A 26,839-nucleotide genomic window follows, 5' to 3' on the forward strand; every position below is an offset into this window, starting at 1 on the left:
GTAGGGGGCGCTGTTACCACAGCGCCAGGGTGTAGCCGACGATCAGGCGGTTCTCGTCCAGGGCATTGGTCAGGCCGTTGCCGGAGCGGAAGGTGACGTTGCGCCAGCGCAGGCTGACGTTCTTCAGCGGGCCGCTCTGGATCACGTAGGCGAGGTCGGTGTCGCGTTCGCGCTCGCGGCCGTTGTCGATGCCGGCGGCCTTGGCGTGGCGGCCGTCGGTGTAGCGGGTCATGAACGTCAGGCCGGGGATGCCGAGGGCGGCGAAGTCGTAGTCGTAGCGTGCCTGCCAGGAATCCAGGCCGGCGCGGGTGAAGGTGTTGTAGGTGACCAGGTTGACCGTGTACGGGTCGCCGCCGTTGAGGAACGGGAAGGCGCTGTCACCGGACATCTGCTGGAAGGTGCCGCTGAATTTATGCGCACCCATGGACAGGGTGAACATGCCGTTGAAGTTGCGGTTGTCGATGCGTCCGGCGCGCTCGGCGCCGTCGCCGCGGCTGTCGAACCAGCGCAGGTCGCTGCGCAGGCTCAGGCTTTCGCCCAGGGGCAGGGTGTGGACCAGGCCGACGTACTGCTGGCGGTAGATGTCCTGCAGCTTGGCGTAGTAGTAGCTGACGCTGAGCTGAGGGTTGAAGGCGTAGCTGCCGCCGCCGAAGTCGAAGTGGTCGCTGCTGGCCGCGCCGTAGCCGATATCGTCGTTGCTCGACGAATCCCGCAGGTTGGCCTTGGTCAGGCGCCCGCCGTTGAAGGTCAGGCCGTCGATGTCCTGGCTGGTCAGCAGGCCGCCCTGGAAGGTCGAGGCCAGCAGGCGGGTGTCGTTGTAGGTGACCACCGGCAGCAGCGGCTGCAGGGTACCGAGGCGCAGCACGCTTTTGGACAGGCGCACCTTGGCGGTCACCCCCAGCTCGCTGTAGTCGTCCGCCGGCTCCAGGCTGTTGCGGCCATAGGGCAGCAGGCCGGTGTTGCGCCGGTCGCGGCTGGAGTCGAGCTTGATGCCCAACTGGCCCATGGCATCGACGCCGAAGCCGAGGGTGCCGTCGGTGAAGCCGGACTCCAGCTTGGCGGTAAAGCCCTGGGCCCATTCCTCGGCCTTGGACTGCGGCGCGTTGTCCTGGCGGAAGTCGCGGTTGATGTAGTGGTTGCGCAGTTCGATCTTCGCGTGGCTGTCCTCGATGAAGCCGGCCATGGCCGGGGCGCAAGCGAGGGGCAGGGTGAGCCCGGCGAGAAGGCGAATGGGGTTCATTGTTGTTATTCCCGAGTCGTCGTTGTGATTAGTGTTTGCTGGCGCCGGCAGCGCCGATGCCGGTCATGGAGCGGATGAACTGGGCGAGATAACGGCCGCGTTCCTCGCTGGCCTGGGCCGAGCGGTCGGTGACCGAGAAGACCCAGGCACTGAAGAAGGCCACGCTCATGGAGAACAGCGCCGGGTTGCTGTAGGGGAACAGCGCCTTGTCGTGGTGCAGGACGTTGACCCAGACCACCGGGCTCAGCACCAGCAGGATCACCGCCGACACCAGCCCGCCCAGGCTGCCGGCCACGGCGCCACGGGTGGTCAGGCCTTTCCAGAACATCGAGAGGAACAGCACCGGGAAATTGACCGAGGCGGCGATGGCCAGCACCAGTCCGGACAGGAAGGCGATGTTCTGCGACTCGAAGAGCAGGCCGAGGATGATCGCCAGTACGCCGATCACCAGGGTGGCGATGCGCGATACCCGTACTTCTTCCTGTTCGCTGGCCTGGCCCTTGCGCACCACGCAGGCATACAGGTCATGGGATACCGCCGAGGCACCGGACAGGGCCAGGCCGGCGACCACGGCGAGGATGGTGGCGAAGGCCACGGCCGAGATGAAGCCGAGGAACAGGTTGCCGCCCACGGCTTGCGCCAGGTGCACCGCGACCATGTTGCCGCCGCCGATGATCGCGCCGCTGGCGTCGCGGTAGGCAGGTTCGGTGCCGACCATGACGATGGCGCCGAAGCCGATGACGATCAGCAGCAGGTAGAAGTAGCCGATGAAGCCGGTGGCGTAGAACACCGACTTGCGCGCTTCCTTGGCGTCGCTGACAGTGAAGAAGCGCATGAGGATATGAGGCAGGCCGGCGGTGCCGAACATCATGCCCAGGCCCAGGGATATCGCGTCCACCGGGTTCGACAGCAGGCCGCCCGGGGCCATGATCGCGGTGCCCTTGGCATGGACGGCGGCGGCGCTGGCGAACATCGCCTCGGTGCTGAAGCCGAAGTGCTTGAGCACCATGAAGGCCATGAAGGTGGTGCCGGAGAGCAGCATCACCGCCTTGATGATCTGCACCCAGGTGGTGGCGAGCATGCCGCCGAAGGTGACGTAGAACACCATCAGCACGCCCACCAGGATCACCGCGTACAGGTAGCTGATGCCGAACAGCAGTTCGATCAGCTTGCCGGCGCCGACCATCTGCGCGACCAGGTAGAGCAGGGCCACGGTCAGGGTGCCGAACGCCGAGGTCAGGCGCACCGGGGTCTGCGACAGGCGATAGGAGACCACGTCGGCGAAGGTGTACTTGCCCAGGTTGCGCAGGCGCTCGGCGATCAGGAACAGGATGATCGGCCAGCCGGCCAGTACGCCGAGGGCGTAGAGCAGGCCGTCGTAGCCGTTGAGGAACATCATCGCCGAGATACCGAGGAAGGAAGCGGCACTGATCATGTCGCCGGCGATGGCGAGGCCGTTCTGCATCCCGGTGAGGCCGCCGCCGGCAGTGTAGAAGTCGGCGGCGGAGCGGGTGCGCAGGGCAGCCCAGCGGGTCACGCCGAGGGTGAACAGCACGAACAGCAGGAACATGCCGATGGCGGTCCAGTTCATTGTGCGCACTCCTGCTTGACCTTGTCGTTGAGCGGATCGAGGACGTTGTTGGCGCGGTACACGTAGATGCCGGTCAGTCCGAAGGACACCAGCACGATCAGCACGCCCACCAGCATGCCGACGGTGGTGACGCCGCCACTGAGGGACTGGCCCAGGGTGCTGGGGGAGAAGGCCACGAGCAGGACGAAGCCGTAGTAGATCACCAGCATGGCGGCGGTGAGGCTGCCGTTGAGGCGTCGCTTGCGCTGCACCAGTTGCTGGAAGTCGGGGTGGTTCTGGATGGATTCGATATGACTGGGGGTCATGGGTGTGCGCTCTCTTGATCTTGTTGTAGTTGTTGTGTCGTTCACGCTTGGAGTGTTGCTGTGTTCTTTCGGGCCCTATCGCTGGCTTGCCAGCGATAGGGCCGGTCCTGCCTCAGAGCTGATCGAAGTCCAGCACCACCCGCTCGCTCACCGGGTAGCTCTGGCACGACAGCACATACCCGGCTGCCACCTCGTAGTCCTCCAGGGCATGGTTGCTGTCCATCTCCACCTCGCCCTCGATCACCTTGCACTTGCAGGTCGAGCACACCCCGGCCTTGCACGAATAAGGCAGCTCGGCACCGATGGCGTTGCCGGCATCCAGCACGCTCTGGCTGTTGCGTGGCAGTTCGAAGGACAGGGCGCGACCATCGCTGATCACGGTGACCTGGCTCACCGCCGCATCCACCTGCCGCGCCGCCTCGCGGGCCTGGCGCCGGGCTTCGTTGCCGGCGGCGGCGAACAGTTCGAAATGGATGCGCCCGGCGTCCATGCCGCGAGCCTTCAGGGCATCGCGCACGGTCTCGGTCATTTCCTGCGGGCCGCAGATGAACGCGGCCTCCAGGCCCGCCACATCGACCCAGCGGCCGAACAGGCGCTCGCACTTGTCGGCGTCGATGCGGCCGTTGTACAGGTCGATGTCCTGCTGCTCGCGGCTGAACACGAAGATCAGGTTGAGGCGCTGCAGGTAGCGGTTCTTCAGGTCTTCCAGCTGCTCGCGAAACAACGCCGAACCACTGGCGCGGTTGCCGTAGAGCAGGGTGAAGCGGCTGTCCGGTTCGGCTTCCAGGGTGGTCTTGACGATGGACAGGATCGGCGTGATGCCGCTGCCGGCCGCCACCGCCAGGTAATGACCTTGGCGTGCCGGATCGAGGGGCACGTGGAAGCTGCCGGACGGTGGCATCACGTCGAGCACGTCACCGGCGTTCAGCACCTCGTTGGCGAAGGCGGAGAAGCGCCCGCCGGCGACCTTCTTCACCGCCACCCGCAGCTCACCGTCGTTGATCCCGGTGCAGATCGAGTAGGAGCGGCGCACTTCCTCGTTGTCCAGTTGGGTACGCAGGACCAGGTACTGGCCCTGGGTAAAGCGGAAGGTCTCGCCCAGCTCGTGTGGCACATCGAACAGGATCGACACGGCATCGCGGGTCTCGCTGCGCACTTGCTTGACGGTCAGGCTATGGAACTGGCTCATGGGGAAGTCTCCAGCAAGCGCTCAGATGCACTTGAAATAATCGAAGGGCTCGCGGCAATCGAGGCAGCGGTAAAGGGCCTTGCAGGCGGTGGAACCGAACTCGCTGAGCAACTCGGTGTGCACGCTGCCGCACTGCGGGCAGGCGATCTGGCCCGATTCACCCAGCAGGCTGCGCTTGCTCGCACTGCCCACCGGCGCGGCGATGCCATAGGCACGCAGGCGCTCGCGGCCGCCGGCGCTGATCCAGTCGGTGGTCCAGGCCGGGCTCAGTTGCCGGGTCAGCATCGGCGCGGCAAAACCGGCCCGTTCCAGGGCCTGGCGGATGTCCTGCTCGATCACCTCGGTGGCCGGGCAGCCGGAGTAGGTGGGAGTGACCACCACCCGCAGGTGGCCGCCGTTCCAGTCCAGGTCGCGGACGATACCGAGGTCGACCACGCTGACCACCGGCACTTCCGGGTCCATCACCTGTTCCAGCACCGTCCACGCCTGGCTCAGGTCATCGGCCCGGGGCGCGCGGGCGCCGCGGTCGCTGGCGATCAGCTCACCAGGTTGCATCGGGATAGGCTCGCGGCAGGCACTGCATTTCCGCCAGCAGCAGGCCCAGGTGCTCGCTGTGCAGGCCCTGGCGACCGCTGAGGTAGAAGTGGCTGGCCGGTTGTGGCACCGGCAGGGTGGCGCGCTCGAAGGTCTCCTCGACCTGGCGCTGCCAGGCCAGCGCCACCTGCTCCGGATTGCCGATGATCCCGGCCTGGAACAGGCGCTGCTCGACCGCGTCGGCATCCACCAGCTCGACGGTGAAGCGCCACACCTGGGGCAGGGCGGCCATCATGCGCTGGCGGCTTTCTTCGGTGCCGTCGCCCAGGCGCTCGACCCACTCGCCGGAGCGGCGCAGGTGATAGGTGACTTCCTTCAGCGCCTTGGCCGCGATGCCCTGGATGCGTTCGTCGCTGGAGTGGCTGAGGCCCTGCAGCACGGCGAAATGCCAGGCGTCGTAGAAGAACTGCTTGATGATGGTCACCGCATAGTCGCCGTTGGGTTGCTCCACCAGCAGCAGGTTGCGGTAGGCGCGCTCGTCGCGGCGGAACGCCAGGTGATCGGCATCGCGGCCGTCGGCGCCCAGCTCGGCGGCATATTCCAGCCAGTTGCGCGCCTGGCCGACCAGGTCGAGGCCGACGTTCATCAGCGCCAGTTCTTCTTCCAGCGCCGGGGCGCGGCCGCACCACTGGCACAGGCGCTGGGCCTGGATCATGGCGCTGTCGCCCAGGCGCAACAGGTACTGGATCAGGTCGCCGTTCTCAGGAGCGCTCATCACATGTGCCCCACTTCGGCCGGCAGCTCGTAGAAGCTGGCGTGGCGGTAGATCTTGTCTTCGGAGGGGGCGAACAGCGGGTCCTTGTCGTCCGGCGACGAGGCGGTGATCAGCGCCGACGGCACCACCCACAGGCTCACGCCCTCGTTGCGCCGGGTGTACAGCTCGCGGGCGTTTTCGATGGCCATGGCGGCGTCGGCGGCATGCACGCTGCCGACATGCTTGTGGTTGAGGCCGTGCTTGCTGCGCACGAATACTTCGAACAGGGTCCATTCGGACATGGCGGTATCTCCGGTCAGGCGACGCTCAGGCGGCGTTCTTGTTGGCTTTCTTGCGGGCGTGGGCGACGGCGGCCGCGCGTACCCAGGCACCGTCCTCGATGGCCTGGCGGCGGGTGGCGACCCGCTCCAGGTTGCACGGGCCGTTGCCCTTGAGCACTTCGTAGAACTCGTCCCACTGGATCGCGCCGAAGTCATAGTGGCCGCGCTCGGCGTTCCACTTCAGATCCGGGTCGGGGGCGGTGCAGCCCAGCAGCTCGAGCTGCGGCACGGTCTGGTCGATGAAGCGCTGGCGCAGCTCGTCGTTGCTCTGGCGCTTGATCTTCCAGGCCATGGACTGGGCGCTGTTGGGCGAGTGTTCGTCGCTGGGGCCGAACATCATCAGTGATGGCCACCACAGGCGATTGATGGCGTCCTGGACCATGTCCTTCTGCGCCTGGGTGCCCTCGCGCATCATAGTCAGGAGGATTTCGTAGCCCTGGCGCTGGTGGAAGCTCTCTTCCTTGCAGATGCGGATCATCGCCCGCGAGTAGGGGCCGTAGCTGGTGCGTTGCAGCACCACCTGGTTGACGATCGCCGCGCCATCTACCAGCCAGCCCACCGCGCCGACATCGGCCCAGCTCAGGGTCGGGTAGTTGAAGATGCTGGAATATTTTGCTTTTCCGCTATGCAGTTTTTCAATTTCCGTATCGCGATCGGCGCCCAAGGTTTCCATGGCGCTGTACAGGTACAGACCGTGCCCGGCCTCATCCTGGATCTTCGCCATCAGTTGCAGCTTGCGCTTGAGCGACGGGGCGCGGGTGACCCAGTTGCCTTCCGGCAGCATGCCGACGATCTCGGAGTGGGCATGTTGGGAAATCTGCCGGATCAGCGTCTGGCGATAGGCATCCGGCATCCAGTTCTTGGCTTCGATCTTGATCTCGGCATCGATCCGCTCCTGGAAGGCGCGTTCCTGCTCGGACATCTCTTCGAGGGTCTTCAGGCGCTTGACGCCGGTTTCGACCAGTTGTGCGTACATGTGAGTCTCCCGCCTTTTTGTCGTGGGGGCTTGGGCGTGGAGACAGTTATAAGTGATACAAAATCAAATATCAAACACAAAAATTGGTGTCGTGATTGGTTTTTGTATCGGATTGCGGGTTTACGCGGGGGACTTGTTTTATGTACTAAAAGCAACCTACTGTTGGTACATAGTGCTTTCAGCCAATCCGCAGGAGTCAGCCATGCATGCCTTGATCGTCGTTGCCCATCCGGATCCCCGGTCCCTGACCCATCGCGTCGCCCTCGAACTGACGCAGGGCATTGGCGCGGACCACAGTTTCGAGATCGCCGACCTTGCCGCCGAAGGCTTCGACCCGCGCTACAACCCCGACGACCTGGCGCTGTTCCGCGAGCGGGCGGTGGTGCCGGCGGATGTGCTGGCCGAGCAGGTGCGTATCGATCGTGCCGACGCCCTGGTGCTGGTCTATCCGGTGTACTGGTGGTCGTTCCCGGCGTTGCTCAAGGGCTGGATCGATCGGGTCTTCAGTGGCGGCTGGGCCTACGACGAGCAGGAGCGCGGGCTGTTGCAGCGGCTGCCGGTGCATCTGGTGGCGCTGGGTGGTGCCGGGCCGCGAACCTATGACAAGCACGGCTATGGCGTGGCCATGCATACCCAGATCGAGCACGGAATCTTTGCCTACTGCGGCGCGCGGGTGGCATCCTCGGCGCTTTTGACCCAGGCGGACGAAGCGTTTCCGCAGGGGCATTTCGAGGCGGCGCGGCGTATTGGCCGCGAGTTGTTCAGTCACAGGAGTTGAAACATGGTCGACACCCGCAAGCGCCTGACCCGCGAGCAGCGTCTTGAGCAGTTGCTGGAGGTTTCCCGGCAACTGATTGCCGAGGAGGGCACCGATGCCCTGAGTCTCGGGCGCCTGGCGGAGGCGGCGGGGATTACCAAGCCTACGGTGTATGACCATTTCGGGACGCGGGAGGGTTTGCTGACGGCGTTGTACCGGGATTTCGAGACGCGGCAGAACCTGCTGATCGATGCGGCGATGGCGGCGGGCGAGGCCAGTCTGGAAGGCAAGGCGCGGGCGATTGCCGATAGTTATGTCGAGTGCGTGCTGGCCGAAGGGAGGGAGATTCCCGGGGTGCTGGCGGCGCTGGAAGGCTCGCCGGAACTGGCGCGGTTGAAGCGGGAGTGTCAGTTGGAGTTTCTCGGTAAATGTCGGGGCGTGCTTGGGCCGTTTGCCGGGGAGCTGTCGACGGCGGGGCTATGGGGAATGCTTGGGGCGGCGGATGCCCTGTCCGGCGCGGCGGTGGCCGGGGAGATATCCCTGGAGCAGGGGCGTGAAGAGCTGTTCCAAGTGATTGTCAGCCTGGCTTCGCGTAGTCAGCAGTAGACCGCAGACCCTGTGGGAGCGGGTTCACCCGCGATTGTGGCAGTGAATCCACCACCGCAATCGCGGGTGAGCCCGCTCCCACAGGAGTCCAGAGTCAGTCTCTGGATTGAGTCAGGCTGTCTGCTTGCGCTTGTCATACACATGACAAGCCTTCCCCTCCGATCTCTTGATCGAATACGCCGGCTGCAACACGATCCGCGAACTGATGCCGATATGGGTCTTGATATGCCGGCTCAGTTCCGCGCACACCTCTTTCTGCTGCGCCTCGCCAAAATGCTGGTGCTCGCCGCGCAACTCCACATGGATATCGATGCTGTCCAGGTTGCCGTTGCGATACAGGTGAATCTCGTAGCACTCGGCAAGCTGCTTGACCTTGAGCACCTGCTCCTCGACCTGGGTCGGGAACACATTGACCCCACGGATGATCAGCATGTCGTCGCTGCGCCCGGTGATCTTGTCGATGCGCCGCATCGGCCGCGCCGTCCCCGGCAGCAGGCGGGTCAGGTCGCGGGTGCGGTAGCGCACCATCGGCAGGGCTTCCTTGCTCAGGGTGGTGAATACCAGCTCGCCCAGCTCGCCATCCGGCAGCACCTCGCCAGTCACCGGGTCGATGATCTCCGGATAGAAATGGTCCTCCCACACCGTCGGCCCGTCGCGGCTCTCGGCACATTCCATGGCCACCCCCGGCCCCATGATCTCCGAGAGGCCGTAGATGTCCAGCGCACTGATACCCATGCGCGCCTCGATCGACGCGCGCAGCTCCGGGGTCCACGGCTCGGCACCGAAGATGCCCAGGCGCAGGGCCAGCTGGTGTGGGTCGATGCCCTGGCGCTCGATTTCGTCGGCCAGGTTGAGCATGTACGACGGCGTGACCATGATGATGTCCGGCTGGAAATCGCGGATCAGTTGCACCTGCTTCTCGGTCTGCCCGCCGGACATGGGGATCACCGTGCAACCCAGGCGCTCGGCGCCGTAGTGCGCGCCCAAACCGCCAGTGAACAGGCCGTAGCCATAGGAAACGTGGACCTTGTCACCCTTGCGTCCGCCAGCGGCGCGGATCGAGCGGGCCACCAGGTCGGCCCAGGTGTCGATGTCCTTCTGCGTGTAGCCGACCACCGTCGGCTTGCCGGTGGTGCCGCTGGAGGCGTGCAGGCGCACGATCTCGTGCTGCGGCACGGCGAACAGGCCGAAGGGGTAGTTGTCGCGCAGGTCGTTTTTCACGGTGAAGGGGAACTTCGCCAGGTCGTCCAGGCTGTTCAGGTCCGACGGGTGTACCCCCAGTTCCTCGAAGCGCTGGCGGTACATCGGCACGTTGTGGTACGCGTGGTCCAGGCTCCAGCGCAGGCGTTGCAACTGGTGGGCGCGCAGTTCGTCGACGCTGGCGGTTTCCATCGGGTCGAGCACGGAGGCGGGGGACATCTGCATGTTCATGGATTCACTCTGCATGTTGTTCTTGTGAGTGCATGGCGCCAAGCATAACCCGGCGCCCGGGAGCGTTCTGTATTCAGTCGTCGAGACGTTCGATCACCATGGCCAGGCCCTGGCCGACGCCGATGCACAGGGTGCACAGGGCATAGCGGCCCTGGCGGCGTTCCAGTTCGTGCAGGGCGGTGGTGACCAGGCGCGCGCCGCTCATGCCCAGCGGGTGGCCGAGGGCGATAGCGCCGCCGTTGGGGTTGACCCGTGGATCGTCGTCGGCCACGCCAAGTTCGCGCAGTACGGCCAGGCCCTGGGCGGCGAAGGCTTCGTTGAGCTCGATGACGTCCATGTCGGCCAGGGACAGGCCGGTCAGTTCCAGCACCTTGCGCGTCGCCGGCACCGGACCAATGCCCATGATCCGTGGTTCCACCCCGGCGCTGCTCATGGCCACGACCCGGCCACGGGCCTTGAGGCCATAGCGCGCGGCCACCTTGCGGCTGGCCAGGAGCAGGGCGCAGGCGCCGTCATTGACGCCTGATGCGTTGCCGGCGGTTATGCTGCCGCCAGCACGGAACGGGGTGCCGAGACGTTGCAACTGTTCCAGGGTGGTGTCGGCGCGGGGATGCTCGTCCTGCTCGACCACCTTGGCCGGCCCCTTGCGCTGCGGGATCTCCACCGGAGCGATCTCGGCGGCCAGGCGCCCATTGGCCTGGGCCGCCACAGCGCGCTGCTGGCTGCGCAGGGCGAAAGCGTCCTGGTCGGCACGGCTGATATTGAACTGCTCGGCCACGTTCTCGGCAGTCTCCGGCATGCTGTCGATGCCGTAGTGCTGCTCCATCAGCGGGTTGACGAAGCGCCAGCCGATGGTGGTGTCGAACAGTTCGGCGCTGCGCGAGAAGGCGGTTTCGGCCTTGCCCATCACCAGCGGCGCGCGGGACATGGACTCGACGCCGCCAGCCAGCACCAGCCCGGCCTCGCCGCAGCGGATCGCCCGCGCAGCCGCGCCCACGGCCTCCAGGCCAGAGGCGCAGAGCCGGTTCAGCGTCACGCCGGGCACGCTCACCGGCAGTCCGGCCAGCAACGACGACATGCGCGCCACGTTGCGGTTGTCCTCGCCGGCCTGGTTGGCGCAGCCGTAGAACACCTCGTCCACTTCGTTCCAGTCCACTTGCGGGTGGCGCTGCATCAGGGCGCGTAGCGGCACCGCGCCGAGGTCGTCGGCGCGCACGCTGCTGAGGGTGCCGGCATAGCGGCCGATAGGCGTGCGCACGGCATCGATGATCAGGGCGTCGTTCATTTCAGGGTCTCCTCGGCGAGCACGCTGCCGCGTATCTGGTAGGACTTGCCGCGAAACAGCGCGATCAGCTGGCCGTGCTGGTTCTCGATGCGCACGTCGTAGACGCCGGTGCGCTTGCCCCGGCTCAGTTCGTTGCAGCGGGCGGTAAGGGTGTCGCCGGCGAAGGCCGGGGCGATGTAGTCGATGCTGCAGCCCTGGGCCACGGTGGCGTCGTTATGGCTGTTGCAGGCGAAGGCGAAGGCCGAGTCGGCCAGGGCGAAGAGGAAGCCGCCATGGCAGGTGTTGTGCCCCTGCAACATGTCGGCGCGCACGCTCATGCCCACCGTGGCGCTGCCCGGGCCGCTGGCCAGCAGGCGCATGCCCAGGCCCTGGCTGGCGGCATCGCGGTCGTAGAGGGCCTGGGCGCAGCGGCTGGCCAGATCCAGACGGTCATTCATGAAAGGTCACTCCTTCGGCCAGTTGCCGGCGCAGTTGCAGGGAGGGGCGGTAGCGTTCTTCGCCGTAGACGGCTTGTAGATGGCCGAGCACGCCGACCAGTAGTCCGCTGCCGAGCTGGTCGGCCCAGGCCAGCGGCCCGCGCGGGTAATTGACTCCGGCGCGCATCGCCAGGTCGATATCTGCTGCCGAGGCCACGCCTTGCAGCAGGGCGTCGGCGGCTTCGTTGGCGAGCATGGCTACAGTGCGCAGTACGCACAGGCCCGGGCTGTCGCGCAGCGGGGTGACGGCGATGCCGACGTGGGCGAGCAGGGCGACCACCGGGTCCACGGCCTGCCGCTCGGTGCCGGCGGCCCAGGCCAGGCCCAGGCGGGTACAGCGCTGGTAGTCCAGGGCCAGGTCCAGCAGCACCAGGTTGTCCAGGCCTTCTTCGGCGCTGCGTTGCGCGGCGAGACGGCCATCGCTCAGGGCCACCGTGGCCGCGCCGACCCGCAGCAGGCCACGGCCGGCGCGGTGGCTCACCTTTACGCCAGCAACTGCCAGACGATCCAGCAACCCCCGCAGCGCACCGATTTCCCCTTCGACGATCACGTCCGGTACGGCGGCATTGCTCTGCAGGCTGACCGCGGACGGCCGTTCGGCGCCTTCGCGGTAGTCATAGAAGCCGCGCCCGCTCTTGCGCCCGAAGTGCCCGGCGTCCACCAGTTCCTTCTGGATCTGCGACGGCTGGAAGCGCATGTCCTGGTAATAGGCGTCGAACACCGAGCAGGTCACCGCGTAGTTGACGTCATGGCCGATCAGGTCGGTCAGCTCGAAGGCGCCCATGGCGAAGCCGCCGGCCTCGCGCAGCAAGGCATCGAGGTTGGCGCAGTCGGCCACGCCTTCCTGCAGCAGGCGCAGGCTTTCGGCATAGAACGGCCGGGCCACGCGGTTGACGATGAAGCCGGGCGTGGAGCGGGCCAGCACCGGTTTCTTGCCCCAGGCTGCGGCGGTGGCGAGGACGCACTCCGCCACGGCGGTGTCACTGGCCAGTCCCTTGATCACTTCAACCAGCGCCATGACCGGCGCCGGATTGAAGAAGTGCATGCCCACCAGCCGCTCCGGACGGGCCATGCCGGCGCCGAGGCGGGTGATGGAGATCGACGAGGTGTTGCTGGCGAGGATGCAGTCGTCGCGGCAGATGGCTTCCAGTTGGCGCAGCAGGTCCTGCTTGATCTCCAGGTTCTCGACGATGGCTTCGATCACCAGGCCGGCGTCCGCCAGTTGTTCCAGATCGTTCACCGGCTCCAGTGCGTTCAGGCAGGCCTCGCGGGCACTGGCGGCCAGCTTGCCGCTGTCCACGCGCCGCGCCAGTTGCTTGCCGATGCCGTCGATGGCCTGCGCCGCCGCGCCCGGACGGTTGTCATAAAGGAAGACCCGGTGCCCGGCGCTGGCCGCGACCTGGGCGATCCCGGCGCCCATGGCGCCGGCACCGATCACCGCGACTGCCACATTGGTATTCAGTGCGCTCATCGCCTCAGTACCCCTTGAACGCCGGCGTGCGTTTTTCCATGAAGGCGGCGACGCCCTCGCGGTAGTCCTCGCTGCGCCCGGCCAAGCGTTGCAGGTCGCGCTCCAGGGTCAGTTGCTGCTCGAACGTGTTGTCCTGGCTGGCGTGCAGGCTGCGCTTGATCAGGCCCAGGCCGTAGGTGGGCTGGGTCGCCAACTGGCGGGCGAGGGCGATGGCCTGGTCGCGTAGCTCGGCATCGTCCACCACTTTGTAGATCAGGCCCCATTCCAGTGCCTGTTCTGCTGTCAGGCGTTCGCCCAATAGCGCCAGCGCCTTGGCCCGGGCCATGCCCACCAGCCGTGGCAGCGCCCAGGTGCCGCCGGAGTCGGGGATCAGGCCGATCTTGCAGAAGGCCTGGATAAAGCTCGCCGAACGCGCGGCCAGGACCAGGTCGCAGGCCAGCGGCAGGTTGGCTCCGGCCCCGGCGGCTACGCCATTGACCGCACAAATCACCGGGATCGGCAGTTCGCGCAGGGTACGCACCAGAGGGTTGTAGAAGCGCTCGATGGACAGGCCCAGGTCGGGCATCTCTGCCCCCGGCGCGACATTGCGGTCGCTGAGGTCTTGTCCGGCGCAGAAGCCGCGGCCTTCACCGGTGAGCAGGAGCACGCGCACCTCGGTGTTGTTCTGCACCGCTTTCAGGGCCTCGCGCACCTCCTGGTGCATCAGAGCGTTGAAGCTGTTCAGTTGCTCGGGACGGTTGAGGCTCAGGGTGGCGACCCCGGCCTCGATGGAAAACAGGATGTGCTGGAAGCTCATAAGGCTGCTCTCGGCGTACGGGTAGGCGGGCTCAACGGCCCAGGAATTCGGCAGGACGCTTGTCCTGGAAGGCACGGATGCCTTCGTTACGGTCGGCGGTGCCGGCCAGCAGGGTGAAGGCGTGGCGCTCGAAGCGCAGGCCGCTGGCCAGGTCAACGTCCTGGGCCTTGAGCAGCGCTTCCTTGGCCAGGCGCACCGCCAGCGGGGCCTTGGCGGCGATGCGCTGGGCAACCTGCAGGGCACGCTCGACGGTGAGCTCGGGCGGCGTGATCTCGCTAACCAGGCCAGCGTCCAGGGCGCGGCGGGCGCCGATGGCTTCGCCGCTCAACACCATCTGCATGGCCAGGGACTTGCCCACCGCCCGCAGCAGGCGTTGGGTGCCGCCGGCGCCGGGCATGATCCCCAGGTTGATTTCCGGCTGGCCGAACTGAGCGTCTTCACCGGCGATGAGGATGTCGGCGTGCATGGCCAGCTCGCAGCCACCGCCCAAGGCGTAGCCATTGACCGCAGCGATCAGGGGTTTGGGGAAGCGGGTGATCTGTTGCCAGTGGGCCTGGCGCGGGTCGTCGAGCATGCCCACCAGGTCGCGCTCGGCCATCTCGTTGAGGTCGGCGCCGGCGGCGAAGGCTTTGCGGCTGCCGGTGAGGACCACGGCGCGGACCTGCGGGTCGTCGGCGCAGTGTTGCAGTTCGGCGGCCAGTTCACCGAGCAGCTCGGTGGTGAGGGCGTTTAGTGCGTGCGGACGATGCAGGGTGATCAGGCAGACGGCCTGATGGGCCTGCACCACAAGGGTGTTCGGCATGACGGCTTCCTCGCAAGGCGCACCGGCTCGCAGGCCGGCGTTTTTGTTGGACGGGCTCGATGGCCGTTTCGCCAGAGTATAGGCATAATGCGATACAGAAAAACAATGATGAAAAAGAAAAATGTGTCTAATGATCGATTGATCTGTCGGGGAAACCGCGTTATTCCTTGGCTTCTCAAGGATTTTATGTATTTCTTGAATCTGCCTGTTGCGTATCGTTTTCGAGGGAAATTGTCATGACTTGTTACAGCATCGATGGCCTGACCCCGGTGGTTCATCCCACCGCTTATGTGCATCCGTCGGCGGTACTGATCGGCGACGTGATCATCGGCCCGCATTGCTATGTCGGGCCGCTGGCGGCGTTGCGCGGCGACTTCGGGCGGATCGTCCTGGAGGAGGGCGCCAACCTGCAGGACACTTGCGTGATGCACGGCTTTCCCGCCAGCGACACGGTGGTCGAGCGCAATGGTCATGTCGGCCATGGCGCGGTGCTGCATGGCTGTCGGGTCGGCGAGGACGCACTGATCGGCATGAATGCGGTGGTGCTGGACAACGCCCATATCGCCCCGCGCTGCATCGTTTCCGCTGGTGCCCTGGTCAAGGCTGGCTTCCATTGCGAGGCGCAGTCGCTGGTGCTGGGCTCACCGGCCAAGGTCACCCGGCGCCTGAGCGACGACGAGGTCAGCTGGAAACAGACCGGTACCCGCGCCTACCAGCAACTGACCCGGCGCTGCCTGGAGTCCATGCACGAATGCCAGCCACTGAGCGAGATCGAAGCCGGCCGCGGGCGCTACCGCGACGACGCGGTACGCCCGAAAGTCCCGGGCGGCGCCTGAACCGCCCGTGTGCCCGGAGCATGGTCATGCTGCGGGCGCGCGGGTATATTCCTTCCTTTTCCGACCGGAACGCCTATGTCGTCCCTCACCCCGCTGGACCACCTGATCGAGCGCTTCCAGCAGCAGACCCCGATTCGCGCCAGTTCCCTGATCGTCACCCTTTACGGCGATGCCATCGAACCTCGTGGCGGTACCGTGTGGCTCGGCAGCCTGATCCAGCTGCTCGAACCCATGGGCATCAACGAACGGCTGATCCGCACCTCGATCTTCCGCCTGACCAAGGAAAACTGGCTGACCGCCGAGAAGGTCGGACGGCGCAGCTACTACAGCCTGACCGGCACCGGCCGGCGGCGTTTCGAGAAAGCCTTCAAGCGTGTCTACGCGGCCAACCCGCCGGCCTGGGACGGCTCCTGGTGCCTGGCGTTGCTGACCCAGTTGCCCCAGGACAAGCGCAAGGAAGTCCGCGAGGAGCTGGAATGGCAGGGCTTCGGCGCCATTTCCCCGGGCGTGCTGGGATGCCCGCGCTACGAGCGCGCCGACGTCAATGCCACCCTGCAGGATCTGGGCGTCCAGGAAGACACCATCCTCTTCGAAACCACCGCCCAGGACGTACTGGCCTCCAAGGCCCTGCGCATGCAGGTGCGCGAGAGTTGGAAGATCGATGAACTGGCCGAGCACTACAGCGAGTTCATCCAGCTGTTCCGCCCCTTGTGGCAGAGCCTCAAGGAGCAGGACACCCTCGATCCCAAGGCTTGCTTCCTGGCCCGGGTGCTGTTGATCCATGAGTACCGCAAGCTGCTCCTGCGTGACCCGCAATTGCCCGACGAGCTTCTGCCAGGTGACTGGGAAGGCCGTGCAGCGCGTCAGTTGTGCCGCAACATCTACCGGTTGATCCATGCGGCTGCCGAACAATGGCTGGAAGCCGCGATGGAGACCGCTGATGGCCCGCTGCCGGAAGCGGGGGCGGCGTTCTACAAGCGATTTGGCGGGTTGGTCTAGACGATCGACACCGGCTCGCGCCACAGCACATAGCGGTCCTTGCCCGCGTGTTTGGCGTCATACAGCGCGGCGTCGGCACGGGCGAGAGCGGTGCTCAGGCTGTCGCCGGCGTCCATGCGGGTCAGGCCGATGCTCACCGTCACCGGGTGCTCGCCCGGGGTCTCGCGCACCAGCGCACACAGCGCGGCGACCCGCGCTTCGGTGGCGGCCTGGTCGAGGCCCCAGAGGTAGATGACGAACTCCTCGCCACCCAGCCGCGCATAGACGAACTCGCCCATGCTCGCGCGGATATTGGCGGCGATCCGTTTGAGGACCACGTCGCCGCTGTCATGGCCGAACTGGTCGTTGACCTTCTTGAAATTGTCGACGTCGATCATCGCCAGGTAGCGTCCCGGGCTTTCGCCGCCGTCGTTCATATGGCGCTCGGCCTGGGCGACGAAGGAGCGGCGGTTGGGGATCTCGGTAAGCACGTCGACGTAGGCCTGGTCCAGCAGCAGGCGCGACATGTGGAAGTTCTGCAGCTTGGCCTGGCGCAGCACGATGTAGCTGTGCAGGGTCAGGCCGGTGATGAAGGCGACGTAGCTGATGATCATCAGGCCGCGCAGGTCGTAGGGTTCGGTGCCTTCGGCCTGGAACGGGTTGAGCAGCAGCCAGGTGATCAGCGCGGAGGCGAAGAATGACCAGCGCCGCACCGGCAGCACCGAGATGGAATAGAGGATGCTCGATGCGGCCATGATCAGCCAGCCGGCCTGGAAATCCTCCGGGGTGCCGTCCACCACCAGGCGCACGGCGAAGGCCATGAGGCTGACGAAGAGCAGGTTGAGCAGGCTGAACTGCCCGGCATTGCGCACGAACAGCAGGACCACGGTGAGGATGCCCATGCAGGCCAGCAGTGCCACCGAGCGCCAGGTGAAGCCCTGGGTGCCGACGAAGCTCACCAGCAGGTCGAAGATCACCCAGATGGCGATGCTCAGGCAAAAGATCAGGATGCAGAAGCCGCGCAGGCGCTCGAAGTCGTGCTGGCGGAACTCGGCGCGCACGACGGGGGATGGGAGGTGCTGGCGGACCTGGGCTTCGATGGTCTTGTACATGTCTGTCCTGAGTTCAGTTCTCTTCAGACCGCCGCGGACCCTGTGGGAGCGGGTGAACCCGCTCCCACAGGGTCCGCGGTGGCTTCCAGGGCTATGGCGCGCTGGGCAATACCTTCGCCCACGGCCGGTAGTTCAGGGCGAACACCGCTTCGGCATGGCACCCGGCCCCGGTTCCCGGCTGCATCGGCACCGCCCGAAACGGCTCGCCGTCCTTGCTCACCTGGCGAAACGCCTCGCGGATGATCCCCACCTCGCAGGGTAGCGCCGCCGCATACTGCTGGCGGACCAGCACGGGCAAACGCCCGGTCCCCGCGCCATCCTGCCACCAGAGCATCAGCTTCAATCCGGCCAGTTGCCCGAACCAGCCCGCCTGAACCCCCGGCGCCAGCTTGCCGGCGGTGAACGCACTGAGGTGCAACGGTGCATCCAGCTTGCGGTTGAATTCCTGCAACTGGGTGAACAGCGCCGCCCGCCGGTCCTCGGCCTGGAAGTGCAGGTCGTCCAGTTCCATCGGCAGGTACCAGCCGGCGACCGCCAGGTTCCAGGTGCGCACCTCGCGCTGCTGGGCCAGCGATTCGCCCAGCTGGGCCTTCCAGTAAGCGGCCAGGCCACTGCTGTCCAGTTCGTCGATACGGGTGTAGTACGCACTGTCCAGATGCAGCCCGACGATCAGCTCCAGACCCTGCTCATGGGCCAGGCGCAAGCTGTTGGCCAGCCAGCCATCGGCCCCACCGAAGCGCTCGTCGCCATAGCGCGTCCATTGCACGATCAGGGTCCGCCCGCCATTGCGCACGGTATCGCGCCACAGCTGGCGCCATTGCTCGGCACTCAGCCCGGCATCGCGGGTCAGTGGTTGATAGATAATGCGCTGGTCGGCCAGGGCCGGCAGGCAGGTGAACAGCAGCAATAGCAGAATCCGGCGCATCAGAAGGTCAGCTCCACGCCCAGCAGCACGCCGTTGGCGCGCTCATATAGATTTCCGCCCAGGGACTGCTGGTACTCGGTACGTACCTTGAGCGAGCCCCGGTAGGCGTTGTAGCGGTCGTCGTCGAACCACCATTGCCAACGCAGGCCGATCCCGGCGCGCAGGTCCTGGCGCCAGTCGTTGCTCGGGTCCTGGCTGCCGAATTCGATGAAGCCGTAGGGCATGACGGTCTGCGGCGAGCGGGTATCCAGTTTCCAGGTGTGGCCCTGCTGGTAGCGCGACAGCCACTGGTGATCGCCAGCGCGGGTCCACCAGGCGGCGTCGAGGTAGAGGAAGCGTTCGTTCCAGTCGTCTTCGTCGACCCGCCAGTCGGCGCGGTAGTCGCCCTGGTCGAAGAACGACGCCGTGGCGCGCAGCAGCAGGTCGTTGCTGCTGTTGGCGTGGCTGCGCAGGTCGCGCCAATTGCCGCCGACCCTGGCCGGGCTGAGCAGTTGGCCAAGGCTCAGGCCGTCGTAGTGCGCGTCGTCAATCTGGCGCTGGTGATACAGCTCGGCGTAGAGGTTGAGGTTGGCCTGACCCAGGGGCTTGTAGCGCAGGCCGACGCCGGTACCCATGCTCTGCGCATAGTCGCTGCGCCCACTGCCGCCGAACAGCACGCGGCCGTACACCGACAGGGTGCTGCCGTTGCGGCTCGGTTCTTCGCCGAGGGCGTGGTCCCACATGGCCATCTGCACGTTCTGCGAATGGGCGCGGCGCTGGGTGCCGACGCCGTTGTCGCGGAACACGTCGTTGGTCGAGGTGCCGGCCGGCGACCAGGTGCTGGTAAGGGTCACGGTGTCGCGCCGCGACAGCGCTTCGTGGGCGCGGCGCTGACGGTACTTGCGCGCTTGGAGGCTGCCGTATTCGTCGTCGCCGTCCACCAGGTCCTGCTCCACGTCGAGCACCCGGCGCAGTTCCTGGCGGGCGGCAGCGCTATCTTCCACTTCGTCGTAGCGCCAGGCCAGGGTCTCGCCCAAGCGATAGTCCTCGGGGAAATCGCGGGTGGCGCGCTCCAGGTAAGGAATCGACTGGCGCCGCTGGTCCTTGCCCTTGGAGCCTGCCAGGCGCATGCCGTAGTCGGCGCGATAGCGCGGATTGTCCGGGGCCAGGCGCACGGCTTCGGCCAGCCAGGCAGTGCTTTGTGACAGGTCGCCGTTGCGCTGGGCGAGGATCGAGGCGTCGTAGTAGTGCTCGGCCCGCGGCTGGCGTTGCAGGGCCTGGCGCTGCCGTTCCAGCGCCAGGTGCAGGTCGCCGCGGCGTTGGGCGATGCTGGCGCCCAGTGCGCAGTCATCCGACGCCGGGTGGCCGGCGGCCTTCCAGTGCTGTTCGGCGCGTTCGGTATTGCCGGCGTTCAAGGCGCTACGGGCAGCGGTGAGGCGGGCGTTGTCGGTCCATTCGGCGGCGGGCAGGTGGTCGAAGATCCGGGTGGCGCCCGGAGAGTCGCCGGCGGCTTCGAGGGCGTAGGCCAGGGGCAGGCGGCTGCCACGATCGCCCAGGCGCTCGGCGGCCTGGTAGTAGACCACCGCTTCACCCGGGCGCTCGGGCATGGCGCAACGTCCGAGGGCGCGCAGTTGGCCGACTTCGGTGGGCTCGCCGGGAATCCCCGCACGCACCGCATCGCACTGGCCCGCTTCGGCGAGCCGGGCGAGGAGCAGGGCGCGGCTGGCGGCGTCGACCCGTGGTACCAGGCTGCTGATGCGCCGGGCGTCCAGTGGTGCGTTCGTCTGGCTGTAGAGCCCGGCCAGGCGCTGTAGCAAGGGCGCGGAAAGCCGGCCCTGATGGCGGTCGTAGGCTTGCTCCAGCAGGCTCCGCGCGGTGTCGTTGCGTCCGGCCTTGAGCATCAGGTAGGTGGCCTGGTCCAGCGCGGTCAGGCTGCCGGTCTGCCGGTAGAGATGCTCCCAGGCCGCGCTGGCATCGCTGCCACGTCCGCTGTGCTGCAACAGTTCGGCACGTTGCTGGAGGATCGACGGGGTCTGTGGCTGGGCAGCGAGCCAGGCCATGACCTGGTCGTTGCGACCTTCCTCGCGCCAGACCTCCAGCAGCCGCTGCTGCCGTACCGCGTCCCACGGCGCAGGCAGGCGCTGGGTTTGCAGGAGGTCGGCGGCATGCAGACGCTGGGCCAGGATCAGCCAGGTCTTCGGGTCGTCCTCGGCACGGCATTCGCGCAGTTGTTCCAGGGCATGTTGCGGGGCGTTGCGCGACAGCCATTCGGCAGTGTCCAGGCAGGGCTTGCCGAGGTCGTTGCTCAGTTCCCGCACCAGCACGCCGTCTTCGCTCTGGCGTGCCAGTTCCAGCAGTTGTTCGCGGTGCTGCGGCTGGTCGCGGTCGGCTTCCGGGAGGCTTTGCAGCCAGCGCCGTGCCTGTTGTTCATGGCCCATGGCGACAGCACGGTCGACCATGGCCAGGCGCGTGTCGCGCGCGGCTTCCTCGGAGGGTGCCTGTTTGAGCAGCGCCTGCAGGGGGGCGTCGTCGAGACGTTGCACATAGGCATTGGCCAGACGTTGCCAGTCGTCTTTGTTGAGTTGCCCGCTGGCGGCAAGAGGGGCCAGTTGTTGCACGGTTTCGTCCCAGTCACCGACCTGTTCCGCCCAGGTCGCCCGGGACTGGCGCAGGATGTTGTCGTCGTGGGCCGGGCGCAGCAGGTTCAGCCAGTCCAGCGCCCGCTGTGGCCCATAGTGCTTGCCCAGGCTCAGGCTGTAGGCCTGGCGCAGGCGAATGCGCTGGTTGATCTGGCTGGCGTTCATCCAGCCTTCGACCACGTCGGCCGAGGGCGGGTCTTCCTCGATCCGGGTGAGGCGCAATTCCAGCAGGACGTCGCTGTCCTGGCCTTGCGCCTCGGCCATCTGCTCGGCTTCCTGGTAGCGGCCCTGGTGGGCGATGGCCTGGATCAGCAGGGCGCGGGCCTCGTCGTTGTTGGGCACCCGCTCCAGCAGGTAGCGGGTCAGGCGCTCTACTTCGGCCCAGTTGTCCTTCTTTGCCTCGCGATAGCTGCGATCCATGTACGGGTAGCTGCGGAAACGTTCGAAATCGGTCATTGGCACGGCCACGGCCTGGGCACCGCAGAGGCACAACAGCAGGCTGGTGGCGGCCAGCGGCAGGCGCGTGCTCATGCCACCTCCTGGATGATCCGGTGCGCGGCCTCTTGCTCGGCGGCCTGTTCGGCCAGGGCTTCCTGGAGGATTTCGCGGGTGATGATGCCGCGCTCGATCAGGTAGTCGCCGAGGCTGGTCTGTTCTGGATGGAAATCGATCATGACCTGGTTGAACAGGGTCGCCGGGACCATGCCGCGGGTTTGCAACAGGGTGCCGAGCAGGACCTGGTGATGGCTGACTCGCTCGATCAGTTCGGCATCGTCCTGGTGCCGTTCGAGTACCGCGAGCATTTCCCGGGTTTCCTCCTTCTGCCAGGGGCTGGGGTAGTTGTAGCGCAGGCCGAGAGTGACCCGGCCCTGCGGGGCCAGGCGGCAGCTCACCGGGCGCTTGAGCTGGCGGCTGATGGCGCCAAGGGACACCTGGCTGACTGGACTTTCGCTGGCCAGCACCAGAGTTTCGCCTTCCACGGCCACGGGCAGCACGCCGTAGTGCACGGCGAGATGGCGCGGCAGTTGCGCGATCAGTTGCGGATCGATCCGGAACGGATTCAGCGGCGCCCAGGGGATATCCAGTTGTTCGGCCAGAGTCTCGACCAGTTGCTCGCTACTGATCAATCCGCGTACCAGCAGTTCGCGACCGAGACGGCGGCGTTCCGGGGTAGTGATCGCTGCTTGCAACTGTTCCTCGGTGAGCAGGCCTTTCTCGATCAGGCGCCGGCCCAGCGGCGTGCGTGCCGGGGCGGCGAGAGCAGGGAATTCGTGGGTGGTCTTGTCCCAGGCCACTCGCCGCGAATCGCCCATTTCCAGGACCTGACGCAGGGCGCGGACGTTGGCGAAGAAGTTGACGAAGTTGCTCCACATCATCCGCGGCGCCGACAACAGGCCCTGGAAGATCCCGTAGTAGCGGGTGACGAACCAGCCGCGCTGGAACAGGCGATTGACCAGCAGGAAGCCGTTGAGCCAGAGCAGGGTGCTGAGCAGGGCGCTGTCGGACAGGATGGACGGGAAGCGCCAGGCCTCGGGGAAGACCACGGTGATCAGCCACATGCTTAGCAGCACCAGTAGCAGGAGGTTGACCAGGAAGCTCAGCAGGTAGGCGAACAGGCCGCGGCGGTCGCGCCAGAGGAAGTAGTTGAGCGCACCCTTGCGGCTCCAGCCGAGGTTGGTGGTGCCCTGGAAGACGATACCGACGATCCACCGTGACTTCTGCCGGATCGCATGCTGCCAGTCCCGAGGGAAGTGCTCGCGCACGCAGATCACCTGGGAGAACGCCCGGCTCATGCCTGGCACCCAGGTCTGCGGCAGGGCCAGTTGCGGGTCGCTGATGGAGTAGCGGGCGAAGATGCACTTCATGCCTTTCTGCTTCAGGCGAAAGCCGATGTCGTAGTCCTCGGTCAGGCTCTGCACGTCGAAGGCGATGCCGTCGCCGTCTTCCAGCAGGGCGCCGATGGCGCGGCGGCTGAAGCAGGTGCCGACCCCGGCACTGGGCACCTGGCCGGTCAGGGCCTCGCGGACGATGACGTCCTTGCCGTGGTTCTCGGCGAACTCGTCGACATAGTGTCCGGCGGTGAAGCCCTGCCACTCGGGGGCGAAGGGGTAGACCGGGATCTGGATCATGTCCTTGTTCGGCAGCAGGTAGTTGTACAGGCGCAGTTCCATCGGCGAGATCACGTCCTCGGCGTCATGCAGGATGAAGCCGGCGAACTCGATGCGCGCGTCGCGCTCGAAACGCAGGATGGCGTCGATCACGTTGTTCAGGCAGTCGGCCTTGCTGGTCGGGCCGGGGCGGGCGCAGACCACCTTGTGCACATTGGGATAGTGCAGGCACACGGCGTCGACATCGGCCTGGGTCTGCGGATCGTTGGGGTAGGTGCCGACGAAGATCTGGTAGTTCTCGTAGTCCAGGGTCGAAGCCGCCAGGCGCGCCATCTCGCCGACCACGCCGACCTCGTTCCAGGCCGGGACCATGATCGCCAGAGGCTTTTCCTTGGCCTCGAACAGGCGCTTCTCGTCGGCGCGCTCGTGTTTTTCATAGATGCGGAAACGCCGGATCAGCTTGCGCCCCCAGTAGACCAGATCGATGAACAAGTCATCGAGGCCGAGGAGGAACATCAGGCTGGCGAGGATGATCGCCAGCCACTTCAAGCCGAACAGGATGTAGGTGAGGACATCGACCCAGAACAGGCTCATGCGGCGTCAGGTCCCTTGGTGTTGTCCTCCAGCCAGCGCTGCAGGCGCTCGGCGATGCGATCGCTGGCGTGGCCGTCGCCCACCGGGAAGAACACCTTGCTCATCCGCGCGTAGACCTCCGGGTCATCGAGCAGGTGGCGGGTTTCCCTGACGATCCTTTCCGTGTGGGTACCCACCAGCATCACCGTGCCACCCTCCAGCACCGCCGGACGCTCGGTGACCTTGCGCAGCACCAGCACCGGCTTGCCCAGGGCCGGTGCTTCTTCCTGGACACCGCCGGAGTCGGTGAGGATCAGGTAGGCGCGGTCCATCAGCCAGACGAAGTGCTGGTAGTCCTGGGGTGCGATCAGGTGGATGTTGGGCTGGTTGGAAAGCACCGAGTACACCGCCTTCTGCACCTGCGGGTTGAGGTGCACCGGGTAGACGAACTGCACGTCCGGGTAGCGCAGGGCCAGTTCCGCGAGGGCCAGGCAGATGCGCTCGAAGCCGGGGCCGAAATTCTCGCGGCGGTGGCCTGTGATCAGGATCAGGCGCTGGTCGTTGCGCAGGGTCGCCAGCGGCGAGTCGGCGGCAGGATGCCAGGCCGTGCTTTTGAGGTGTTCGCGCATCCACAGCAGGGCGTCGATCACCGTGTTGCCGGTGACCTCCATGTGCTCCAGCGGCACGCCTTCACGCAGCAGGTTGTCGCGGGCATCCTTGGTCGGCGGGAAGTGCAGGTCGGCGATGACCCCGGTCAGGCGCCGGTTGGCTTCTTCCGGCCAGGGCTGGCGCAGGTTGCCGGTGCGCAGGCCGGCCTCGACATGGCCGATGGGAATCTGCCGGTTGAAGGCGGCGAGGGCGGCGATGAAGCTGGTGGTGGTGTCGCCGTGGACCAGCACGATGCGCGGCTTGAACCGCTCGTAGGCGGCATCGATATGGGCCAGCAACTGTTGCGAGAGGCTGTTGAGGGTCTGGTTCTGGGTCATCACCTGGAGGTCTTCGTCGACCTTCAGGCCGAAATCCTGGAGGACCTGCTGGAGCATTTCCCGGTGCTGGCCAGTGGAGCAGATGTTCAGGTCGATGCCGGGCCATTCACGCAGGACCCGGGCCAGTGGCGCCATCTTGATCGCTTCCGGACGGGTACCGAAGACCATCATGACTTTATACGGCATTCCTTCGCTCATGGTCCGGCCTCTCAATTGAGTGAGTCATACGCGGGGTGCATGGGTGCAGGATTTAGATACAAGCAGTGGAGTTCACCCTTGTCCAATCAGGGGTGGGCTTTTTTGGTGCAGGCTTGAAGGCTTTGCGACGGCGTTCTCGGCAACTTTTTGAATCAATCGTTGACTTGGCAAAAACGTTTCGCTAGTTTCGATCTCCATGAATACCTTCCCGCACTTGCCAACCAGCAGCATTATTACCGCCATTATCGGATTGGCGGGCTAGCTGGCACTTGCACCGAACCCGCCCTGGAGGCGGGTTCTTTCTCTCGACTCCTGGGCTCTTTGAAAAAACCAGGAGTTACCGATGACCAGCCTCACCGCTTGCCCCACCGCACCCGTTGGCGCCCCGAATCTGCTGTCGGATTACGTGCGGCGGATTCTCTCCGCTCCGGTGTATGACCTGGCCATTGAAACGCCCCTGCAGCCGGCCCGTGCCCTGTCGGCGCACCTGGGCAACCAGGTGCTGCTCAAGCGCGAAGACCTGCAACCGACCTTTTCCTTCAAGATCCGCGGTGCCTACAACCGCCTCAGCCAGCTGACCGCCGAACAGCGCGCCCGTGGCGTGATCACCGCGTCCGCCGGCAACCACGCCCAAGGCGTGGCCCTGGCGGCCCGCGAACTGGGCATCACGGCGACCATCGTCATGCCGGAAACCACCCCGGCGCTGAAGGTCGAGGGCGTGCGGTCCCGCGGTGGCCACGCGGTACTGCACGGCGATGCCTTCCCCCGCGCCCTGGCCCATGCCCTGCACCTGGCGCAGCGCGATGGCGCCACCTTCGTGCCGCCGTTCGACGACCAGGACGTGATCGCCGGGCAAGGCACCGTGGCCATGGAAATCCTGCGCCAGCAGCCGGGTGCGCTGGATGCCATCTTCGTCCCGGTGGGCGGCGGCGGGCTGATCTCCGGGATCGCCGCCTACGTCAAGTACCTGCGTCCCGAGGTCAAGGTGATCGGTGTCGAACCGCAGGATTCCAACTGCCTGCAGGCCGCGCTGGCCGCCGGCGAGCGGGTGGTGTTGCCGCAGGTCGGCACTTTTGCCGATGGCGTCGCGGTGGCGCAGATCGGTGCCCATTGCTTCGAGATCTGCCGCCATTACGTTGACGAGGTGATCACCGTCAGCAGCGACGAGCTGTGCGCGGCGATCAAGGACATCTACGACGACACCCGCTCCATCACCGAACCGTCCGGGGCTCTGGCCGTGGCCGGGATCAAGAAGTACGTAGCGGCGCGCGGCGTCAGCGGGCAGACCCTGGTGGCGATCGACTCGGGGGCGAATGTCAACTTCGACCGTCTGCGCCATGTCGCCGAGCGTGCCGAGCTGGGCGAGCAGCGCGAGGCAGTGATCGCGGTGACCATCCCTGAGCGTCCAGGCAGCTTCCGCGCCTTCTGCCAGGCCCTGGGGCGGCGTCAGATCACCGAGTTCAACTACCGCTACTACCCGGGCAAGGAGGCGCGGCTGTTCGTCGGCGTGCAGACCCATCCGGTCACCGACCCGCGCGTGGCACTGCTCGAGAGTCTGCGCGAACAGGGCTACGAAGTGCTCGACCTGACCGACAACGAGCTGGCCAAGCTGCATATCCGCCACACCGTCGGCGGCCATGCCGGGCCTGGGGCAGACGAGCGCGTGCTGCGCTTCGAGTTCCCAGAGCGCCCGGGGGCATTGCTGGGCTTCCTGGAAAGCCTGGGCAAGCGCTGGAACATCAGCCTGTTCCACTACCGCAACCACGGTGCCGCCGACGCCCGTGTGTTCGCCGCCCTGGAAGTGCCGGAGGACGAGCGCGGCGACCTGCCGGGCCTGCTCGATGCCATGGGCTATCGCTACTGGGACGAGACCGATAATCCGGCGTATCGCCTGTTCCTCGGCTGAGGTTGCCCTGGATCAACACGGGCTGTTCATGGTCAGCGGATTCTG

The 26,839-nt window shown here is 66.1% G+C and carries 24 protein-coding genes and 1 pseudogene; 5 read left to right on the forward strand and 20 right to left on the reverse strand.

The window, feature by feature from the left end; translation table 11 throughout:
• Nucleotides 1-13: 13 nt before the first annotated feature.
• The 8 genes and pseudogenes from AC5QPF_RS14465 to paaA form a co-directional block, all read right to left on the reverse strand.
• Nucleotides 14-1,240, reverse strand: a complete 1,227-nt coding sequence (locus AC5QPF_RS14465; RefSeq protein WP_494963873.1) for an OprD family outer membrane porin — start codon at nucleotides 1,238-1,240, stop codon at nucleotides 14-16.
• A gap of 28 nt (nucleotides 1,241-1,268) precedes the next feature.
• Nucleotides 1,269-2,837 (reverse strand): annotated as a pseudogene (locus AC5QPF_RS14470) (cation acetate symporter); the annotation flags it as partial.
• Entirely contained in the window at nucleotides 2,828-3,136 is a 309-nt protein-coding gene (locus AC5QPF_RS14475) for a DUF485 domain-containing protein (RefSeq protein ID WP_494963874.1), read from the reverse strand. The gene AC5QPF_RS14475 and the pseudogene AC5QPF_RS14470, both read right to left, overlap by 10 nt.
• Before the next feature lie 112 nt (nucleotides 3,137-3,248).
• Nucleotides 3,249-4,325 (reverse strand): 1,2-phenylacetyl-CoA epoxidase subunit PaaE, encoded by a 1,077-nt coding sequence (gene paaE / locus AC5QPF_RS14480; RefSeq protein ID WP_494963875.1) that lies wholly within the window; start codon nucleotides 4,323-4,325, stop codon nucleotides 3,249-3,251.
• Between the two features lie 21 nt (nucleotides 4,326-4,346).
• Nucleotides 4,347-4,880 (reverse strand): 1,2-phenylacetyl-CoA epoxidase subunit PaaD, encoded by a 534-nt coding sequence (paaD, locus tag AC5QPF_RS14485; RefSeq protein WP_494963876.1) that lies wholly within the window; start codon nucleotides 4,878-4,880, stop codon nucleotides 4,347-4,349.
• Nucleotides 4,867-5,634, reverse strand: coding sequence for a 1,2-phenylacetyl-CoA epoxidase subunit PaaC (gene paaC / locus AC5QPF_RS14490; protein WP_494963877.1), 768 nt, complete (start codon nucleotides 5,632-5,634; stop codon nucleotides 4,867-4,869). The genes paaD and paaC overlap by 14 nt, the downstream gene beginning before the upstream one ends.
• Entirely contained in the window at nucleotides 5,634-5,915 is a 282-nt protein-coding gene (gene paaB / locus AC5QPF_RS14495; protein WP_330077913.1) for a 1,2-phenylacetyl-CoA epoxidase subunit PaaB, read from the reverse strand. The genes paaC and paaB overlap by 1 nt, the downstream gene beginning before the upstream one ends.
• 25 nt (nucleotides 5,916-5,940) lie before the next feature.
• Nucleotides 5,941-6,930, reverse strand: a complete 990-nt coding sequence (gene paaA, locus AC5QPF_RS14500) for a 1,2-phenylacetyl-CoA epoxidase subunit PaaA (RefSeq protein WP_494963878.1) — start codon at nucleotides 6,928-6,930, stop codon at nucleotides 5,941-5,943.
• Nucleotides 6,931-7,132: 202 nt separating this feature from the next.
• Between paaA and AC5QPF_RS14505 the strand changes: the two genes are divergently transcribed.
• The gene (locus tag AC5QPF_RS14505; RefSeq protein ID WP_494963879.1) at nucleotides 7,133-7,708 is read left to right on the forward strand and encodes an NAD(P)H-dependent oxidoreductase; all 576 of its coding nucleotides are present in this window, start codon (nucleotides 7,133-7,135) and stop codon (nucleotides 7,706-7,708) included.
• 3 nt (nucleotides 7,709-7,711) lie between these two features.
• A complete protein-coding gene (locus AC5QPF_RS14510; protein WP_494963880.1) occupies nucleotides 7,712-8,293 on the forward strand; it encodes a TetR family transcriptional regulator in 582 nt (193 codons plus the stop codon).
• A gap of 111 nt (nucleotides 8,294-8,404) precedes the next feature.
• On the opposite strand, the gene paaK is transcribed toward AC5QPF_RS14510, so the two are convergent.
• From paaK to paaF, 6 genes are all read right to left on the reverse strand, one after another.
• Nucleotides 8,405-9,724, reverse strand: coding sequence for a phenylacetate--CoA ligase PaaK (gene paaK, locus AC5QPF_RS14515; protein ID WP_494964173.1), 1,320 nt, complete (start codon nucleotides 9,722-9,724; stop codon nucleotides 8,405-8,407).
• Between the two features lie 73 nt (nucleotides 9,725-9,797).
• On the reverse strand, nucleotides 9,798-11,009 hold the full coding sequence (gene pcaF / locus AC5QPF_RS14520; protein ID WP_494963881.1) for a 3-oxoadipyl-CoA thiolase: 1,212 nt from the start codon (nucleotides 11,007-11,009) through the stop codon (nucleotides 9,798-9,800).
• A complete protein-coding gene (gene paaI, locus AC5QPF_RS14525) occupies nucleotides 11,006-11,446 on the reverse strand; it encodes a hydroxyphenylacetyl-CoA thioesterase PaaI (protein WP_494963882.1) in 441 nt (146 codons plus the stop codon). Before paaI ends, pcaF begins: the two co-directional genes overlap by 4 nt.
• On the reverse strand, nucleotides 11,439-12,956 hold the full coding sequence (gene paaH, locus AC5QPF_RS14530) for a 3-hydroxyacyl-CoA dehydrogenase PaaH (RefSeq protein WP_494963883.1): 1,518 nt from the start codon (nucleotides 12,954-12,956) through the stop codon (nucleotides 11,439-11,441). Before paaH ends, paaI begins: the two co-directional genes overlap by 8 nt.
• Nucleotides 12,957-12,960: 4 nt before the next feature.
• Entirely contained in the window at nucleotides 12,961-13,752 is a 792-nt protein-coding gene (paaG, locus tag AC5QPF_RS14535) for a 2-(1,2-epoxy-1,2-dihydrophenyl)acetyl-CoA isomerase PaaG (protein WP_494963884.1), read from the reverse strand.
• 31 nt (nucleotides 13,753-13,783) lie between these two features.
• The gene (gene paaF / locus AC5QPF_RS14540) at nucleotides 13,784-14,554 is read right to left on the reverse strand and encodes a 2,3-dehydroadipyl-CoA hydratase PaaF (RefSeq protein WP_494963885.1); all 771 of its coding nucleotides are present in this window, start codon (nucleotides 14,552-14,554) and stop codon (nucleotides 13,784-13,786) included.
• A gap of 236 nt (nucleotides 14,555-14,790) precedes the next feature.
• On the opposite strand from paaF, the gene paaY reads away from it, so the two are divergent.
• Both paaY and paaX read left to right on the forward strand, forming a co-directional pair.
• The gene (gene paaY, locus AC5QPF_RS14545; protein WP_494963886.1) at nucleotides 14,791-15,390 is read left to right on the forward strand and encodes a phenylacetic acid degradation protein PaaY; all 600 of its coding nucleotides are present in this window, start codon (nucleotides 14,791-14,793) and stop codon (nucleotides 15,388-15,390) included.
• 75 nt (nucleotides 15,391-15,465) lie between these two features.
• Nucleotides 15,466-16,389, forward strand: a complete 924-nt coding sequence (gene paaX / locus AC5QPF_RS14550) for a phenylacetic acid degradation operon negative regulatory protein PaaX (protein WP_494963887.1) — start codon at nucleotides 15,466-15,468, stop codon at nucleotides 16,387-16,389.
• Here the strand turns inward: paaX and AC5QPF_RS14555 are convergent.
• The 6 genes from AC5QPF_RS14555 to AC5QPF_RS14580 all read right to left on the reverse strand — a co-directional run bounded on the left by AC5QPF_RS14555 (nucleotide 16,386) and on the right by AC5QPF_RS14580 (nucleotide 25,086).
• Nucleotides 16,386-17,480, reverse strand: a complete 1,095-nt coding sequence (locus AC5QPF_RS14555; RefSeq protein WP_494963888.1) for a diguanylate cyclase domain-containing protein — start codon at nucleotides 17,478-17,480, stop codon at nucleotides 16,386-16,388. The two genes, paaX and AC5QPF_RS14555, sit on opposite strands and share 4 nt — an antisense overlap.
• Nucleotides 17,481-17,571: 91 nt before the next feature.
• Nucleotides 17,572-18,405 carry a DUF4434 domain-containing protein gene (locus tag AC5QPF_RS14560; protein WP_494963889.1) on the reverse strand — a complete coding sequence of 278 codons (834 nt, stop codon included), beginning with the start codon at nucleotides 18,403-18,405 and terminating at the stop codon, nucleotides 17,572-17,574.
• Nucleotides 18,405-21,554 carry an NfrA family protein gene (locus AC5QPF_RS14565; RefSeq protein ID WP_494963890.1) on the reverse strand — a complete coding sequence of 1,050 codons (3,150 nt, stop codon included), beginning with the start codon at nucleotides 21,552-21,554 and terminating at the stop codon, nucleotides 18,405-18,407. Before AC5QPF_RS14565 ends, AC5QPF_RS14560 begins: the two co-directional genes overlap by 1 nt.
• A complete protein-coding gene (gene nfrB, locus AC5QPF_RS14570; RefSeq protein ID WP_494963891.1) occupies nucleotides 21,551-23,725 on the reverse strand; it encodes a cyclic di-3',5'-guanylate-activated glycosyltransferase NfrB in 2,175 nt (724 codons plus the stop codon). The genes AC5QPF_RS14565 and nfrB overlap by 4 nt, the downstream gene beginning before the upstream one ends.
• Nucleotides 23,722-24,876, reverse strand: a complete 1,155-nt coding sequence (wecB, locus tag AC5QPF_RS14575; RefSeq protein WP_494963892.1) for a non-hydrolyzing UDP-N-acetylglucosamine 2-epimerase — start codon at nucleotides 24,874-24,876, stop codon at nucleotides 23,722-23,724. Before wecB ends, nfrB begins: the two co-directional genes overlap by 4 nt.
• Nucleotides 24,877-24,960: 84 nt before the next feature.
• Nucleotides 24,961-25,086 carry a hypothetical protein gene (locus AC5QPF_RS14580; protein ID WP_494963893.1) on the reverse strand — a complete coding sequence of 42 codons (126 nt, stop codon included), beginning with the start codon at nucleotides 25,084-25,086 and terminating at the stop codon, nucleotides 24,961-24,963.
• A gap of 193 nt (nucleotides 25,087-25,279) precedes the next feature.
• On the opposite strand from AC5QPF_RS14580, the gene ilvA reads away from it, so the two are divergent.
• The gene (gene ilvA, locus AC5QPF_RS14585) at nucleotides 25,280-26,794 is read left to right on the forward strand and encodes a threonine ammonia-lyase, biosynthetic (RefSeq protein ID WP_494964174.1); all 1,515 of its coding nucleotides are present in this window, start codon (nucleotides 25,280-25,282) and stop codon (nucleotides 26,792-26,794) included.
• Nucleotides 26,795-26,839: the final 45 nt, after the last annotated feature.

The organism is Pseudomonas sp. Con_6, assembly GCF_059379395.1.

What these genes read in the sequence shown, in the direction of transcription:
- AC5QPF_RS14465 (WP_494963873.1), bottom strand. Translation starts at nt 1,240, where the DNA reads ATGAACCCCATTCGCCTTCTCGCCGGGCTCACCCTGCCCCTCGCTTGC.
- AC5QPF_RS14475 (WP_494963874.1), bottom strand. Translation starts at nt 3,136, where the DNA reads ATGACCCCCAGTCATATCGAATCCATCCAGAACCACCCCGACTTCCAG.
- paaE (WP_494963875.1), bottom strand. Translation starts at nt 4,325, where the DNA reads ATGAGCCAGTTCCATAGCCTGACCGTCAAGCAAGTGCGCAGCGAGACC.
- paaD (WP_494963876.1), bottom strand. Translation starts at nt 4,880, where the DNA reads ATGCAACCTGGTGAGCTGATCGCCAGCGACCGCGGCGCCCGCGCGCCC.
- paaC (WP_494963877.1), bottom strand. Translation starts at nt 5,634, where the DNA reads ATGAGCGCTCCTGAGAACGGCGACCTGATCCAGTACCTGTTGCGCCTG.
- paaB (WP_330077913.1), bottom strand. Translation starts at nt 5,915, where the DNA reads ATGTCCGAATGGACCCTGTTCGAAGTATTCGTGCGCAGCAAGCACGGC.
- paaA (WP_494963878.1), bottom strand. Translation starts at nt 6,930, where the DNA reads ATGTACGCACAACTGGTCGAAACCGGCGTCAAGCGCCTGAAGACCCTC.
- AC5QPF_RS14505 (WP_494963879.1), top strand. Translation starts at nt 7,133, where the DNA reads ATGCATGCCTTGATCGTCGTTGCCCATCCGGATCCCCGGTCCCTGACC.
- AC5QPF_RS14510 (WP_494963880.1), top strand. Translation starts at nt 7,712, where the DNA reads ATGGTCGACACCCGCAAGCGCCTGACCCGCGAGCAGCGTCTTGAGCAG.
- paaK (WP_494964173.1), bottom strand. Translation starts at nt 9,724, where the DNA reads ATGAACATGCAGATGTCCCCCGCCTCCGTGCTCGACCCGATGGAAACC.
- pcaF (WP_494963881.1), bottom strand. Translation starts at nt 11,009, where the DNA reads ATGAACGACGCCCTGATCATCGATGCCGTGCGCACGCCTATCGGCCGC.
- paaI (WP_494963882.1), bottom strand. Translation starts at nt 11,446, where the DNA reads ATGAATGACCGTCTGGATCTGGCCAGCCGCTGCGCCCAGGCCCTCTAC.
- paaH (WP_494963883.1), bottom strand. Translation starts at nt 12,956, where the DNA reads ATGAGCGCACTGAATACCAATGTGGCAGTCGCGGTGATCGGTGCCGGC.
- paaG (WP_494963884.1), bottom strand. Translation starts at nt 13,752, where the DNA reads ATGAGCTTCCAGCACATCCTGTTTTCCATCGAGGCCGGGGTCGCCACC.
- paaF (WP_494963885.1), bottom strand. Translation starts at nt 14,554, where the DNA reads ATGCCGAACACCCTTGTGGTGCAGGCCCATCAGGCCGTCTGCCTGATC.
- paaY (WP_494963886.1), top strand. Translation starts at nt 14,791, where the DNA reads ATGACTTGTTACAGCATCGATGGCCTGACCCCGGTGGTTCATCCCACC.
- paaX (WP_494963887.1), top strand. Translation starts at nt 15,466, where the DNA reads ATGTCGTCCCTCACCCCGCTGGACCACCTGATCGAGCGCTTCCAGCAG.
- AC5QPF_RS14555 (WP_494963888.1), bottom strand. Translation starts at nt 17,480, where the DNA reads ATGTACAAGACCATCGAAGCCCAGGTCCGCCAGCACCTCCCATCCCCC.
- AC5QPF_RS14560 (WP_494963889.1), bottom strand. Translation starts at nt 18,405, where the DNA reads ATGCGCCGGATTCTGCTATTGCTGCTGTTCACCTGCCTGCCGGCCCTG.
- AC5QPF_RS14565 (WP_494963890.1), bottom strand. Translation starts at nt 21,554, where the DNA reads ATGAGCACGCGCCTGCCGCTGGCCGCCACCAGCCTGCTGTTGTGCCTC.
- nfrB (WP_494963891.1), bottom strand. Translation starts at nt 23,725, where the DNA reads ATGAGCCTGTTCTGGGTCGATGTCCTCACCTACATCCTGTTCGGCTTG.
- wecB (WP_494963892.1), bottom strand. Translation starts at nt 24,876, where the DNA reads ATGCCGTATAAAGTCATGATGGTCTTCGGTACCCGTCCGGAAGCGATC.
- AC5QPF_RS14580 (WP_494963893.1), bottom strand. Translation starts at nt 25,086, where the DNA reads ATGGAGATCGAAACTAGCGAAACGTTTTTGCCAAGTCAACGATTGATT.